This window comes from Citrobacter sp. RHBSTW-00944, from assembly GCF_013615435.1.
GTDB lineage: Bacteria > Pseudomonadota > Gammaproteobacteria > Enterobacterales > Enterobacteriaceae > Citrobacter > Citrobacter braakii.
This window is the reverse complement of record NZ_CP055418.1, coordinates 3,406,635-3,419,914: the sequence shown is the minus strand read 5'-3', so window position 1 is coordinate 3,419,914 and position 13,280 is coordinate 3,406,635. Positions and strand designations below refer to the sequence as shown.

The following is a 13,280-nucleotide window of genomic DNA, read 5'->3' as shown; positions in this document are numbered from 1 at the left end:
GAGGACGACATCAGGCTGGAATAAACTGATATTCCGTCACGCTGGCATACTCTTCACCCGGACGCAGGAAGCAATCCGCCTGTGGCCACTCAGGGTGGTTCGGGCTGTCCGGCAGAAATTCACTTTCCAGCGCCAGGCCTTGCCAGTCTTCGTAGGCCTCTGGCCCGCGGGAAGGCGTACCACCGAGGAAGTTACCGGAGTAAAACTGCAATGCCGGGGTCGAGGTGTAGACCACCATCTGCAGTTTTTCATCCTGTGACCACAACTGAGCGACCGGCGTACGCGCGTTGCCCTGTGCCTGAAGCAGGAAGGCGTGATCGTAACCTTTCACCTTGCGCTGATCGTCATCGGCCAGAAATTCGCTACTGATGATTTTAGGGGTGCGGAAATCGAACGTGCTACCGGCGACGGATTTCAGTCCATCATGCGGGATACCCATTTCGTCAACCGGTAAGTACTCGTCCGCCAGAATTTGCAGCTTATGCTGGCGCACATCCGTTTTATCGCCGTCGAGGTTAAAATAGACGTGATTCGTCAGATTCACCGGGCAGGGTTTATCGACCGTGGCACGATAAGTTATTGAAATACGATTATCATCCGTCAGGCGATACTGCGCGGTGGCGCAAAGATGGCCTGGGAAGCCCTGATCGCCATCGTCAGACGTTAAGGCGAACAGCACCTGACGGTCATTCTGATTGACTATCTGCCAGCGACGTTTGTCGAAACCGTCTGGTCCGCCGTGCAGTTGGTTATTGCCCTGACTTGGCAGTAATTCAACGGTTTCGCCAGCAAAGGTATAGCGGCTGTTGGCGATACGGTTCGCGTAGCGGCCAATCGAAGCCCCCAGAAATGCAGCCTGTTCCGGGTATTGTTCTGGACTGGCGCAGCCGAGTAATGCTTCGCGCACGCTACCATCGCTAAGCGGAATACGCGCAGAGAGCAGGGTCGCGCCCCAGTCCATGAGCGTGACTACCATCCCTGCGTCATTGCGCAGGGTGAGCAGGCGAAACGGTTGACCGTCCGGAGCCTGCACGGGGATTTCGTTTAACATTGTCCGGCTCCTTGTGAAGGTTTGCAGACGTAGAATGTTTCTTTAATACCAGTTTTTGCCTCGTACTGTGCGGCGACAGCCTGCTGTACGGCAGGAACCAAATCTTGCGGGATCAGCGCCACGATGCAGCCGCCGAAGCCGCCGCCGGTCATCCGCACACCGCCTTTATCACCGATGGTCGCTTTGACAATCTCTACCAGCGTATCAATTTGCGGCACCGTGATTTCAAAGTCATCGCGCATTGAGGCGTGAGATTCTGCCATCAGCTGGCCCATGCGCAGCAGGTCGCCTTTTTCCAGTGCCTGTGCGGCTTCAACGGTACGCGCATTTTCCGTGATGACGTGGCGCACGCGTTTGGCAACAATCGGATCCAGCTCGTGGGCGACAGCGTTAAACGCTTCGAGGCTGACATCACGCAGCGCTGGCTGCTGGAAGAAACGCGCGCCAGTTTCACACTGTTCGCGACGGGTGTTGTATTCGCTGCCGACCAGCGTGCGTTTAAAGTTGCTGTTGATGATCACCACCGCGACGCCCTCAGGCATAGAAACGGCTTTGGTGCCCAGCGTACGGCAGTCGATCAGCAGCGCATGATCTTTCTTGCCAAGTGCGGAGATCAGCTGATCCATGATGCCGCAGTTACAACCGACAAACTGGTTTTCAGCTTCCTGGCCATTCAGGGCAATCTGCGCGCCGTCGAGCGGCAGATGATAGAGCTGCTGGAATACCGTACCAACAGCGACTTCCAGTGAGGCAGAAGAGCTTAAGCCAGCACCCTGCGGGACGTTACCGCTGATCACCAGATCCGCGCCGCCAAAGGCGTTATTGCGCTTTTGCAGATGCTTTACCACGCCACGCACGTAGTTTGACCACTGCTGGCTGTCGTGGGCGATAATCGGCGCATCGAGAGAGAACTCATCAACCTGATTGTCGTAATCAGCGGCGATGACGCGTACTTTTCGATCGTCGCGCGCCGCGCAGCTGATGACGGTTTGATAGTCGATGGCGCAGGGCAGAACGAAGCCGTCGTTATAATCGGTATGTTCGCCGATCAGGTTTACACGACCCGGTGCCTGAATAGTATGGGTGGCAGGGTAGCCAAACGTTTCTGTAAACAGAGATTGTGTTTTTTCTTTCAGACTCATTATTTACACTCCGGATTCGCGAAAATGGATGTCGCTGACCGCACGCAGTCGCTCAGCCGCTTGTTCTGCGGTCAGGTCTCGCTGGGTTTCTGCCAGCATTTCATAACCGACCATAAATTTACGCACGGTCGCGGAACGCAGCAGCGGCGGGTAAAAGTGCGCGTGCAACTGCCAGTGTTCGTTTTCTTCACCGTTAAACGGCGCGCCGTGCCAGCCCATGGAGTAGGGGAATGAGCACTGGAACAGGTTGTCGTAACGACTGGTCAGTTTTTTCAACGCCAGCGCCAGGTCAGCACGCTGCTCGTTGGTCAAATCGGTAATACGCAGCACATGCGCTTTCGGCAGCAGCAGCGTTTCGAACGGCCACGCGGCCCAGTAAGGGACAACCGCCAGCCAGTGCTCAGTTTCAACGACCGTACGGCTGCCGTCTGCCAGTTCACGCTGGACGTAATCAACGAGCATCGGCGCGCCCTGTTCGGCGAAGTATGCTTTCTGTAGGCGATTTTCACGTTCAGCTTCGTTAGGCAAAAAGCTGTTGGCCCAAATTTGACCGTGCGGGTGCGGGTTCGAGCACCCCATCGCCGCGCCTTTATTCTCAAATACCTGCACCCAGGGATAGGTTTTCCCTAAGTCTTCGGTCTGCTCCTGCCACGTTTTTACGATTTCTGTCAGCGCAGTGACGCTGAGTTCTGGCAGCGTTTTGCTGTGATCGGGCGAGAAGCAAATTACGCGGCTGGTACCGCGCGCGCTCTGGCAACGCATCAACGGATCGTGACTGTCCGGCGCGTCCGGGGTATCGGACATCAGCGCCGCAAAATCATTGGTAAAAACATAGGTCCCGGTGTAATCCGGATTTACATCACCGGTAACGCGCGTATTGCCAGCACACAGGAAACAGTCCGGGTCATGTGCAGGCAGTACCTGCTTAGACGGGGTTTCCTGCGCCCCTTGCCACGGGCGTTTGGCGCGATGCGGTGATACGAGGATCCACTGCCCGGTGAGCGGGTTAAAACGGCGATGTGGATGATCGACAGGATTGAATTGCGTCATGATTGGTCCTTAATCCGAATATCCTTGCGGGTGGCGTGACTGCCAGTGCCAGGTGTCTTGTGCCATTTCATCCAGTGTGCGGGTCACGCGCCAGTTAAGCTCGCGATCGGCTTTGCTGGCATCTGCCCAGTAAGCTGGAAGATCGCCATCACGGCGCGGGGCGAAATGGTAATTAATGGGTTTACCGCAGGCTTTGCTGAAGGCGTTGACCACGTCCAGTACGCTGCTGCCGATGCCTGCTCCGAGGTTGTAAATATGCACACCCTGTTTGCCCGCCAGTTTTTCCATCGCGACGACGTGGCCGTCGGCGAGATCCATCACGTGGATGTAGTCGCGAACGCCGGTGCCATCTTCAGTTGGGTAGTCGTTGCCAAATATGGCAAGGGACTCGCGGCGGCCCACGGCAACTTGTGCGATGTAAGGCATCAGGTTGTTGGGAATACCTTGCGGATCTTCCCCCATATCGCCCGACGGATGAGCACCAACAGGGTTAAAGTAGCGCAGTAAGGCGATACTCCAGTCGGGGTGTGCTTTTTGCAGGTCGGTCAGGATTTGTTCTACCATCAGCTTGCTTTTGCCGTACGGACTTTGCGGCGTGCCGGTGGGGAAGCTTTCAACGTAAGGAATTTGCGGCTGATCGCCATAGACGGTTGCGGAGGAACTAAAAATGAAGTTTTTCACGTTGGCGGCGCGCATTGCATTCACCAGACGCAGGGTGCCATTGACGTTGTTGTCATAGTACTCCAACGGCTTGGCAACGGATTCTCCAACGGCTTTTAAACCCGCAAAATGAATGACCGTGTCAATGGCATGATCGTGCAGAATTTCGGTTATCAGCGCTTCGTTACGGATATCCCCTTCCACGAAGGTCGGCTGCTTGCCACCTAAACGCTCAATGACGGGCAAAACGCTGCGTTTGCTGTTGCAGAGATTGTCCAGGATCACCACCTCGTGACCGTTTTTCAACAACTGCACGCAAGTGTGGCTTCCAATGTAACCGCTACCACCTGTAACCAATACTCTCATAATTCGCTCCGTTAAGCCTATGGTATGCAATAACCATAGCATAACAAAGATGAGAAAAGTGTGACATGGAATAAATTAGTGGAATCGTTTACACTCCGTGGGTTTCACGCATTTGTAATGATTTTTCTATTTTAAATCATTATGTTGGGTTGTTATTTCGGCGTTTGTCTGAAAAAAGCAGAAAAAAAGGGCGTGATAAACGCCCTGCAATGAAAACTAACGCAGAGATGTTAGTCGATAGGCGTAGATGTCGTTCTCGGGCACAAACTCCAGTCGATGGGTAATGCAGGCTGGGGCATCTTCGGCGTGGTGAGAGACGAACAGCAGTTGAGTTTCACCTTCACCGATTAGCACATCCACAAAACGGCGAATCAGTTGGCGATTGAGCGGATCTAACCCTTGCAAAGGCTCGTCAAGGATCAACAACGTCGGGTGTTTAACCAGCGCGCGAACAATCAGTGCCAGCCGCTGCTGTCCCCAGGAAAGACTATGAAATGGCGCATCCGCGGTACGTTTATCGAAGCCAAGGATATCCAGCCACTGTTGCACCAGCTTGTGCTGCCTGTCGGAAACGGCCTGATAGATGCCGATTGAATCAAAATAACCAGAGAGAATAACGTTGCGAACTGTGGTACTCACCCGATAATCCAGATGCAGACTGCTGCTGACGTAGCCGATGTGTTTTTTGATATCCCAGATAGTTTCACCGCTGCCACGGCGACGGCCAAACAGGGTCAGGTCGTTGCTGTAGCCCTGGGGGTGATCGCCGGTGATTAAACTGAGCAGAGTTGATTTTCCCGCTCCGTTGGGGCCGACGATTTGCCAGTGTTCCCCCGGATTTACCTGCCAGCTCAAATGGTGAAGGATAGGGCGATCGTTATACGAGACCGTGCCATCGTTAAGCACAATTCGCGGCTCGTTATCTGACAACGTACGGCGCACCGAAGGCTCGTCCGGTTCAGGTAACTGAATTCCTTCCAGCCGCTCGCTATGGGCAAGCTGAGCGATTAATGCCTGTTGCAGAAGGTCGGTTTTTGCGCCGGTTTCTGTCAGTGTGCAATCGGCAAGTACGCCAGCAAACTGCACGAACTCGGGAATTTCATCAAAGCGGTTAAGTACCAGCACCAGCGTAAAGCCGGCCTGATGCAACTCCGCGAGCAGTTCTGCTAACTGACGGCGTGACGCCACGTCCAGCCCGTCAAAGGGCTCATCAAGGATCAGTAAATCCGGCGCGGACATTAACGCCTGACAGAGCAGGGTTTTGCGTGTTTCACCGGTGGAAAGGTATTTGAAACGCCTGTTGAGCAGGGAAGAAATGCCAAACTGCTGCGCCAACGCAGCGCAGCGGGCGGGATCGTTGACCTCATCCTGGATGATTTCGGCGGTGGTGCGCCCGGTGTCGTCTTCACCGGGACTAAGAAGATCGGTGTTGTTTCGCTGCCACTCGTCGCTGACTAGCTTTTGTAGCTGCTCAAAGGAGAGTCGGGTAATACGCGTGAACTGACAGTGGCGCTCGCCTTTCAGAAGCTGCAGCTCTCCCGCCAGTGCGCGGGCCAGCGCGGATTTCCCGCTCCCGTTAGCGCCAACAAACGCCCAGCTATCACCCGCGTTTAACGTCAACGCATTTAACTGGAGCGTTTTTGTGTCGCTAAGACGAAACGTGCCTTGCGAAATTTGCAACGATGACATTTTGTATCCCATTATTTGCAGCGATTAATAACAGGGATACGTGTTCTTCAGGCTGATGTCAATCTACTCAGCACAGCGTGGCGATAATCACTCTGTCTGCATTAAACCAGGCGGTGACGTTAGCGCCTTCTTGCAGCGTTGCGGCGTCCTGGGCCGGAACGGTGGCGCACAGCGTCTGGCCGTCTGGCAACGTCATCAGCACTTCACACTGTTCCGCACCGCGTTCAATATGGCTAATCGTGCCTTGCAACTGGTTATCGGCGGCCTGAGCGATGGCGTCGTCCTGAGTGATTCCTACCCACGGCGCTTTCAGCAGAATCAGTACTTCTTTGCCTTCCTCAAGACCCAGACGCTCGCCGCTTTGCGCAGTGATCGCCACTTTCAGGCGCGTTTCGCCATCGGCCAGCAGGACGTCGACATGCTGCTGGACCTGATCGTGGTCGCGGGCAGTGATTGTGCCAAACCATTGGTTGCGGGCGCTGGTTTGCAGTGAAAATCGAGAGATAGCCGCCAGCAGGCTATTGAGCGGTAGCGCATCGTCATCGCTCAAAACATCAAAGGCTTTTTGTTGGATCTGCGCCAGCAAATCATACAACTGGATTAAGCGTTGGCCGTAGCGCGTTAATACCGCGCCGCCACCGCCTTTGCCGCCGGTGGCGCGCTCAACCAGCGTCTGTTCGCTGAGTTGGTTCATTTCGTTAATCGCATCCCAGGCGCTTTTGTAGCTAATACCTGCATCCTTCGCGCCCTGACTGATGGAGCCGGAAAGCGCAATATGCTTAAGCAGAGAAATGCGACGGGGATCGGCAAACAGTTTTTGCTGAAGTTTCAGCGTAAGAAGGATTTCGGCCTGCATCACAAGCTCCTGGCAAAAGAGGGTATTGTGACGGAAAACCGTGCCTGAGCAAAGTCGACCGCACAAAAGGGGAGTGCTTTTCTGCGTTATGTGGTTAGAATACAGCTAAGGACTACATCTGGAGTTGACCATGTTAGAGTTATTGAAAAGTCTGGTATTCGCCGTAATCATGGTACCTGTGGTAATGGCCATCATTCTGGGTCTGATTTACGGACTGGGTGAAGTGTTCAACATTTTCTCCGGTATCGGTCAAAAAGACCAGTCCAGACAGAATCATTGATTCACCAAACGCCCGCTCAGTCGGGCGTTTATATTTTTTACGCCTTCCAACCCTTTTTCTCTGTCTACCGTTTCTCAAGATCCTGCTTTCCCTGCCGATATTTTCTTCGTGTAACCTCAAATTGGTATCAATAACCACTGGGAAAATCCTGGTTTACTCGTTATATTTGCGACTACATAACGAAACTCAAAGGAGTTACAGATGGCACGTACATGGTTACGCTTGTTTGCCGGGGCAACACTTTCTCTTACTGTTGCCGGGCATGCGCTGGCGGATGAAGGAAAAATTACTGTTTTCGCAGCGGCTTCACTGACTAACGCGATGCAGGATATTGCGACGCAATACAAAAAAGAGAAGAACGTTGACGTTGTCTCTTCTTTTGCGTCTTCTTCCACGCTGGCGCGACAGATTGAAGCAGGCGCTCCGGCCGATCTGTTTATCTCTGCCGATCAGAAATGGATGGATTACGCAGTAGACAAAAAGTCGATTGATACCGCAACGCGTGAAACGCTGTTGGGTAACAGCCTGGTGGTTGTCGCACCGAAAGACAGTGCGCAGAAAGACTTCACCATCGACAGCAAAACCAACTGGACCCGTTTGTTAAATGGTGGGCGTCTGGCCGTTGGCGATCCGGAACATGTTCCGGCGGGCATTTATGCTAAAGAAGCGCTGCAAAAACTGGGGGCATGGGATACCCTGGCCCCGAAACTGGCACCTGCCGAAGATGTGCGCGGTGCGCTGGCGCTGGTAGAGCGTAACGAAGCGCCGCTGGGGATCGTCTATGGTTCCGATGCTGTCGCCAGCAAGGGCGTAAAAGTTGTTGCGACTTTCCCGGAAGATTCACACAAAAAAGTGGAATACCCTATCGCAATTGTTGATGGGCACAAAAACGCAACGGTCAGCGCGTTCTATGATTACCTGAAAGGACCGCAGGCTGCTGAAATCTTTAAACGTTATGGATTTACGACCAAGTAATGATACTGACCGATCCTGAATGGCAGGCCGTTATACTGAGCCTGAAAGTTTCTTCCCTGGCTGTGTTGTTTAGTCTGCCGTTTGGGATCTTCTTTGCCTGGCTGCTTGTGCGATGCAAGTTCCCGGGCAAAGCGCTGCTCGACAGCGTGCTGCATTTGCCGCTGGTACTGCCGCCGGTCGTGGTGGGCTATTTGCTGTTGGTTGCCATGGGACGCCGCGGATTCATTGGCGAATGGCTGTATGACTGGTTTGGCATTACCTTTGCCTTTAGCTGGCGCGGTGCGGTACTGGCTGCGGCGGTGATGTCTTTCCCGCTTATGGTACGGGCTATTCGTCTGGCGCTGGAAGGTGTCGATGTCAAGCTGGAGCAGGCGGCCCGCACGCTGGGTGCTGGACGCTGGCGCGTATTTGTGACGATTACTTTACCGCTGATGCTACCTGGCATTATTGTCGGTACGGTGCTGGCGTTCGCGCGTTCCCTCGGGGAATTTGGCGCAACGATTACCTTTGTCTCCAATATTCCTGGCGAAACCCGCACTATCCCGTCGGCGATGTATACCCTGATCCAGACCCCTGGCGGCGAAAGCGCGGCGGCAAGGTTATGTATCATTTCTATTGTGTTAGCGCTGATTTCACTGCTGATTTCTGAATGGCTGGCGCGTATTAGCCGTGAACGGACGGGGCGGTAATCATGCTGGAACTTAATTTCTCCCAGACGCTGGGGACGCATTGCCTGACGCTCAACGAAACGCTGCCAGCCAGTGGGATCACCGCTATTTTTGGCGTTTCCGGCGCGGGTAAAACCTCGCTGATTAACGCCATCAGCGGCCTGACGCAGCCGCAGTCCGGGCGCATCGTGCTTAACGGACGGGTTTTGAACGACGTCGAGAACGGTATCTGTTTAACGCCCGAAAAACGCCGGGTGGGCTATGTTTTCCAGGATGCGCGCCTGTTTCCGCATTATAAAGTGCGCGGCAACCTGCGTTACGGTATGGCGAAAAGTATGGCCGGACAGTTTGATAAGCTGGTGGCCCTGTTGGGCATTGAATCGCTGCTTGACCGTCTGCCCGGCGGGCTTTCTGGCGGTGAAAAACAGCGCGTAGCCATCGGTCGGGCGCTGCTTACCGCGCCGGAACTGTTGTTGCTTGATGAGCCGTTAGCCTCGCTGGATATCCCGCGTAAGCGCGAACTGTTGCCTTACCTGCAACGCCTGGCGCGTGAAATTAATATTCCGATGCTCTACGTCAGCCACTCGCTCGATGAAATCTTGCACCTGGCAGACAAAGTGATGGTGCTGGAAAACGGGCAGGTCAAAGCGTTCGGTTCGCTGGAAGATGTCTGGGGCAGCAGCGTGATGCACCCGTGGCTACCAAAGGAACAGCAAAGCAGCATTCTGAAAGTCAGCGTGCTGGAACATCATCCACATTACGCAATGACTGCACTGGCGCTTGGCGATCAGCATCTATGGGTCAATAAGCTGGATCAACCGCTGCAAACTGCGCTGCGTATTCGTATTCAGGCATCTGATGTTTCGCTGGTGCTTCAACCGCCGCAGCAGACCAGTATTCGTAACGTGCTGCGGGCGAAAGTCGCGCAGTGCTATGACGATAATGGTCAGGTGGAGGTTCAGCTTGAAGTGGGCGGTAAAACGCTGTGGGCGAGGATCAGCCCGTGGGCCAGGGATGAACTGGGTATCAAACCTGGCCTGTGGCTGTACGCGCAAATTAAGAGCGTATCGATTACCGCGTGATTACAGCAGGTGGGAGTAGATAAATTTCGCGATGCTATCGGTGGTGTTGTCACCAATTACGATGTTGGCGCGGGCTTTGACCGCGTCGTCCGCATTACCCATCGCCACGCCGGTACCTGCGGCTTCCAGCATGCTGATATCGTTAAAGTTGTCACCAAAGGCAATGACGTTTTCCATTGACCCGCCCTGTGCTTCAATCCACTGGGTAAGGCGTCGCCCTTTGCTGTTGCCTTTACGGGCAATGTCGACCTGATCGTGCCAGGACCATTCACACTCCAGCCCCAACTGCTGTTCAACATGCTTACCAAACTGCTGCAGTTTCGGAATATCTTCGTCGGTGAGGGCAAATTTCCAGACGGCGTTAACGTCATGTGCGGCCTGCACTAGCGAAGGTACCTGGGTGAAGGTCGGGCGCTGTTCCGGCGGCAGGGTTTGCGCCCAGTTAGCGGTACGCACCACATGCCCGGTTGGGCGCTCATACAGCATGGCCTCATCCACATACATCAGCCCGTGGATCTGATGTTCATCCAGCATTTCGATCAGCTGTAATGCCTGGTTTACCGGAAGGGGATCGGATTCCAGTACCGTTTTTGCCTGATAATCATACAAGTAGGTGCCGTTGCAGCAAATTGCAGGTGTATCCAGCGCCAGTGCCTGATAAAAAGGATGAATAGCAACGTGATGGCGACCTGTGACAATGATAAGTTGGTATCCTGCTTCTCTGGCGCGCGCGAGCGCTTCAAGAGAGGATGGCAGCAAGGTTTTTTTCGGGGTCAACAGGGTACCGTCTAAATCCAGGGCAATCACGCGTGCGGTCATAGTTATTTCCAGATTAAGGTTGAGAATTTTGTCTGCTGGAATGGTACACCGAGACGGGAGCCGGACAAAATTCTGCGCCTTAATTAAGCATTCACCGTTAAAAGCGTCTACCTTAGGCGTGTGTCAGGCAATTGCAGCCACCTGCCAAAAAGCAAAGGAGTATTCATGAAGCAAACCGTTTATACCGCCAGCCCTGAAAGTCAGCAAATCCACGTCTGGAGCCTGAATCATGATGGTTCTTTGACGCTGACGCAGGTGGTTGATGTGCCGGGTCAGGTACAGCCGATGGTCGTCAGCCCGGATAAGCGCTACCTCTATGTTGGCGTGCGCCCGGAGTTTCGCGTGTTGGCTTACCGCATTGCGCCTGATGACGGTGCGCTGACCTTCGCGGCGGAGTCTGCGCTGCCGGGTAGCCCGACGCATATTTCTACCGATCATCAGGGACGTTTCGTGTTTGTCGGCTCTTATAACGCCGGGAGCGTGAGCGTCACGCGTCTGGAAGATGGCCTGCCGGTGGAACAGGTTGACGTGGTTGAAGGTCTGGACGGCTGCCACTCGGCCAACATCTCACCGGATAACCGTATCCTGTGGGTTCCGGCGTTGAAACAGGATCGTATCTGTCTCTTTGAGGTAAGCGATGATGGACATCTGGTGGCGCAGGAACCGGCGGAAGTGACCACCGTTGAAGGCGCGGGCCCGCGTCATATGACGTTCCATCCGAATAAGCAATTTGCCTACTGTGTGAATGAGCTGAACAGCTCCGTTGACGTCTGGGCGCTGAAAGATCCGTACGGCAAGATTGAATGTGTGCAGACGCTGGATATGATGCCTGCTGATTTCACTGATACCCGTTGGGCAGCGGATATTCACATTACACCGGATGGTCGTCATCTGTACGCCTGTGACCGCACCGCCAGCCTGATTACGATCTTTAGCGTGTCTGAAGATGGCAGCGTGCTGACCAAAGAGGGTTTCCAGCCTACTGAAGTTCAGCCGCGCGGTTTTAATATCGATCACAGCGGTAAATACCTGATTGCAGCCGGGCAAAAATCGCACCATATCGCGGTGTATGAGATTGCTGGCGAGCAGGGGCTGCTGGCAGAGAAGGGGCGTTATGCGGTAGGGCAGGGCCCGATGTGGGTCGTGGTGAACGCGTACTAACGCCACCAGTCAGAACAGGAAAAGCCTGTTCAAAGATAAAAAGCGAGGTTCACATCCGTGTGAACCTCGCGGGGAAAAAATTAACTCATACGGCGCAGACGCCGCCGGTCAGCAATTAATAGCGCATCTTGTAGGCACAATTAGCCTTAAGGTATTCCTCTTCTGTTGCCCCATTAAGCTCTGCTCCGTCAGGGACTACTTCAGGGCCTTCTGAACATTTCCAGTCATATTTGCGAAGACTAACCCCGACTCCGCCCCTACCCGAACCCGTGTAATTATCCCTTGCCATGGGGGGGGCACCATGTATCTCCATATGGGCGACAGATTTAATGTCCACCTCCAGATAGTCAATATTTCTGAAATCCAAAATGCGACCGTATCCGTCGCTGTCGTTACGTTCCGGTTCATTCAAGTGGAGGTTGGATGCCTCTGGATTCATGTTTCTGAAAGAGGTAAAACCTTTCTGATAAAACGATTTCAGGATGGGGGGCGGATTCGAATTGTCCGAGTCATGCGTTGAGAGAAATTCCATCTCATAGTTTTCTGGACTCACGCTGGTATATTTCATCGCTATAATGGGGAAAGTATACTGAGCACCTGGATTACCCAGTCTAGCTTCAAACCCCATTACCTCAATAATCATATACTCCAGATTATTACTGGGGATATAGATATAGCCGCTGGGTTTACCTCCCGCAGTACCGGGGCGTTGATAACCACCACAGTATAAGGAACCCGCATCTTCGCAGAGTTCTGGATCTTGCGTATTGAACATAGCAGAAAGCTGGACATCATTATCAGGCTCAGTCGTGCGAACAAACTGACCATTAGAATCGAACACGATGTCTGCTTTGTTTTCTATGTTATTTCCGCAATCTTTAAATCCCCAATAAAACCCCCGAAAAAATCGCGTTCTCCTGCTATAATCAGTACGATATAGCGCTGGGTCGTAGCAATGAAAGTCCTCGTTCTGTGAGGGGGAACCAAACCAATCGTTTCCATTAGTCGCACCGGTGTTAGAATAAACCCAGACTAACCCTTCCAGATGCTCCGTTGATCCTATTTGATACAGTTTTTTACCATCAACGGTGTCCTCATTATCGCCATCAGCATTAGCCAAAGTAACGCTACAGGGCGCACTGGACGAAAATGGACAATTTGGCAGATTTGGTCCAATAAAAGAAAATCGCGGACGCCCCCGCTCCTGATCGATTCCCTTGGTTTTCCAGTAAACATTCACGCCTGTGGTCTGATAGCGTCCAGGCGATGGCATACCCAGACTGTTAAAATCACTCGAAACCTTAACGAGAAAATAATGTGATCCCGGCAGTTTCAGCGGTGGCTGCGGAGGCAGAAAGCCAAAATGCCCTTTGCTGTTCTCTGGCTCCTGAGTGTCGTCACTTGCCAACACACCAGGGTTAAAAAGCAGCGCTGCCGCCAGCAACCCCGCCGATAAAGCGATCCTTTTCTTTTTTTCCATT

Annotated in this window: 13 protein-coding genes; 5 read left to right on the top strand and 8 right to left on the bottom strand. The window is 53.4% G+C overall.

The window, feature by feature from the left end:
• Positions 1-10: 10 nt before the first annotated feature.
• The 6 genes from galM to modE form a co-directional block, all read right to left on the bottom strand.
• Positions 11-1,051, bottom strand: coding sequence for a galactose-1-epimerase (gene galM, locus HV334_RS16495; protein WP_181220651.1), 1,041 nt, complete (start codon positions 1,049-1,051; stop codon positions 11-13).
• Positions 1,045-2,193, bottom strand: coding sequence for a galactokinase (gene galK / locus HV334_RS16490; protein ID WP_047359465.1), 1,149 nt, complete (start codon positions 2,191-2,193; stop codon positions 1,045-1,047). The genes galM and galK overlap by 7 nt, the downstream gene beginning before the upstream one ends.
• Positions 2,194-2,196: 3 nt before the next feature.
• On the bottom strand, positions 2,197-3,243 hold the full coding sequence (gene galT / locus HV334_RS16485) for a galactose-1-phosphate uridylyltransferase (protein WP_181220650.1): 1,047 nt from the start codon (positions 3,241-3,243) through the stop codon (positions 2,197-2,199).
• A 9-nt stretch (positions 3,244-3,252) separates the two neighbouring features.
• Positions 3,253-4,269: a UDP-glucose 4-epimerase GalE gene (galE, locus tag HV334_RS16480; protein ID WP_016152323.1), complete on the bottom strand. Its 1,017-nt coding sequence runs from the start codon at positions 4,267-4,269 to the stop codon at positions 3,253-3,255.
• A gap of 216 nt (positions 4,270-4,485) precedes the next feature.
• Positions 4,486-5,958, bottom strand: coding sequence for a molybdate ABC transporter ATP-binding protein ModF (modF, locus tag HV334_RS16475; RefSeq protein WP_181220649.1), 1,473 nt, complete (start codon positions 5,956-5,958; stop codon positions 4,486-4,488).
• 67 nt (positions 5,959-6,025) lie between these two features.
• Entirely contained in the window at positions 6,026-6,814 is a 789-nt protein-coding gene (gene modE / locus HV334_RS16470; protein WP_016152325.1) for a molybdenum-dependent transcriptional regulator, read from the bottom strand.
• A 130-nt stretch (positions 6,815-6,944) separates the two neighbouring features.
• On the opposite strand from modE, the gene HV334_RS16465 reads away from it, so the two are divergent.
• From HV334_RS16465 to modC, 4 genes are all read left to right on the top strand, one after another.
• Positions 6,945-7,094 (top strand): AcrZ family multidrug efflux pump-associated protein, encoded by a 150-nt coding sequence (locus HV334_RS16465; RefSeq protein WP_003023026.1) that lies wholly within the window; start codon positions 6,945-6,947, stop codon positions 7,092-7,094.
• A 201-nt stretch (positions 7,095-7,295) separates the two neighbouring features.
• Entirely contained in the window at positions 7,296-8,069 is a 774-nt protein-coding gene (gene modA / locus HV334_RS16460; protein WP_016152326.1) for a molybdate ABC transporter substrate-binding protein, read from the top strand.
• Positions 8,069-8,758 (top strand): molybdate ABC transporter permease subunit, encoded by a 690-nt coding sequence (gene modB, locus HV334_RS16455; protein ID WP_016152327.1) that lies wholly within the window; start codon positions 8,069-8,071, stop codon positions 8,756-8,758. The genes modA and modB overlap by 1 nt, the downstream gene beginning before the upstream one ends.
• Before the next feature lie 2 nt (positions 8,759-8,760).
• Complete coding sequence (gene modC / locus HV334_RS16450) at positions 8,761-9,819, top strand: molybdenum ABC transporter ATP-binding protein ModC (protein WP_016152328.1); 1,059 nt, start codon at positions 8,761-8,763, stop codon at positions 9,817-9,819.
• Here the strand turns inward: modC and HV334_RS16445 are convergent, their stop codons facing one another.
• On the bottom strand, positions 9,820-10,638 hold the full coding sequence (locus HV334_RS16445) for a pyridoxal phosphatase (RefSeq protein ID WP_181220648.1): 819 nt from the start codon (positions 10,636-10,638) through the stop codon (positions 9,820-9,822). It lies immediately after the preceding gene.
• A 165-nt stretch (positions 10,639-10,803) separates the two neighbouring features.
• Here HV334_RS16445 and pgl point away from each other — a divergent pair, with 165 nt between their 5' ends.
• Positions 10,804-11,799, top strand: a complete 996-nt coding sequence (gene pgl, locus HV334_RS16440) for a 6-phosphogluconolactonase (protein WP_016156024.1) — start codon at positions 10,804-10,806, stop codon at positions 11,797-11,799.
• Between the two features lie 115 nt (positions 11,800-11,914).
• Here the strand turns inward: pgl and HV334_RS16435 are convergent, their stop codons facing one another.
• On the bottom strand, positions 11,915-13,279 hold the full coding sequence (locus tag HV334_RS16435) for a hypothetical protein (protein ID WP_103766049.1): 1,365 nt from the start codon (positions 13,277-13,279) through the stop codon (positions 11,915-11,917).
• Position 13,280: the final 1 nt, after the last annotated feature.

Bases quoted from the DNA above. Each gene is read 5' to 3' on its own strand.
- galM (WP_181220651.1), bottom strand. From the start codon at position 1,051: ATGTTAAACGAAATCCCCGTGCAGGCTCCGGACGGTCAACCGTTTCGC.
- galK (WP_047359465.1), bottom strand. From the start codon at position 2,193: ATGAGTCTGAAAGAAAAAACACAATCTCTGTTTACAGAAACGTTTGGC.
- galT (WP_181220650.1), bottom strand. From the start codon at position 3,243: ATGACGCAATTCAATCCTGTCGATCATCCACATCGCCGTTTTAACCCG.
- galE (WP_016152323.1), bottom strand. From the start codon at position 4,269: ATGAGAGTATTGGTTACAGGTGGTAGCGGTTACATTGGAAGCCACACT.
- modF (WP_181220649.1), bottom strand. From the start codon at position 5,958: ATGTCATCGTTGCAAATTTCGCAAGGCACGTTTCGTCTTAGCGACACA.
- modE (WP_016152325.1), bottom strand. From the start codon at position 6,814: ATGCAGGCCGAAATCCTTCTTACGCTGAAACTTCAGCAAAAACTGTTT.
- HV334_RS16465 (WP_003023026.1), top strand. From the start codon at position 6,945: ATGTTAGAGTTATTGAAAAGTCTGGTATTCGCCGTAATCATGGTACCT.
- modA (WP_016152326.1), top strand. From the start codon at position 7,296: ATGGCACGTACATGGTTACGCTTGTTTGCCGGGGCAACACTTTCTCTT.
- modB (WP_016152327.1), top strand. From the start codon at position 8,069: ATGATACTGACCGATCCTGAATGGCAGGCCGTTATACTGAGCCTGAAA.
- modC (WP_016152328.1), top strand. From the start codon at position 8,761: ATGCTGGAACTTAATTTCTCCCAGACGCTGGGGACGCATTGCCTGACG.
- HV334_RS16445 (WP_181220648.1), bottom strand. From the start codon at position 10,638: ATGACCGCACGCGTGATTGCCCTGGATTTAGACGGTACCCTGTTGACC.
- pgl (WP_016156024.1), top strand. From the start codon at position 10,804: ATGAAGCAAACCGTTTATACCGCCAGCCCTGAAAGTCAGCAAATCCAC.
- HV334_RS16435 (WP_103766049.1), bottom strand. From the start codon at position 13,279: ATGGAAAAAAAGAAAAGGATCGCTTTATCGGCGGGGTTGCTGGCGGCA.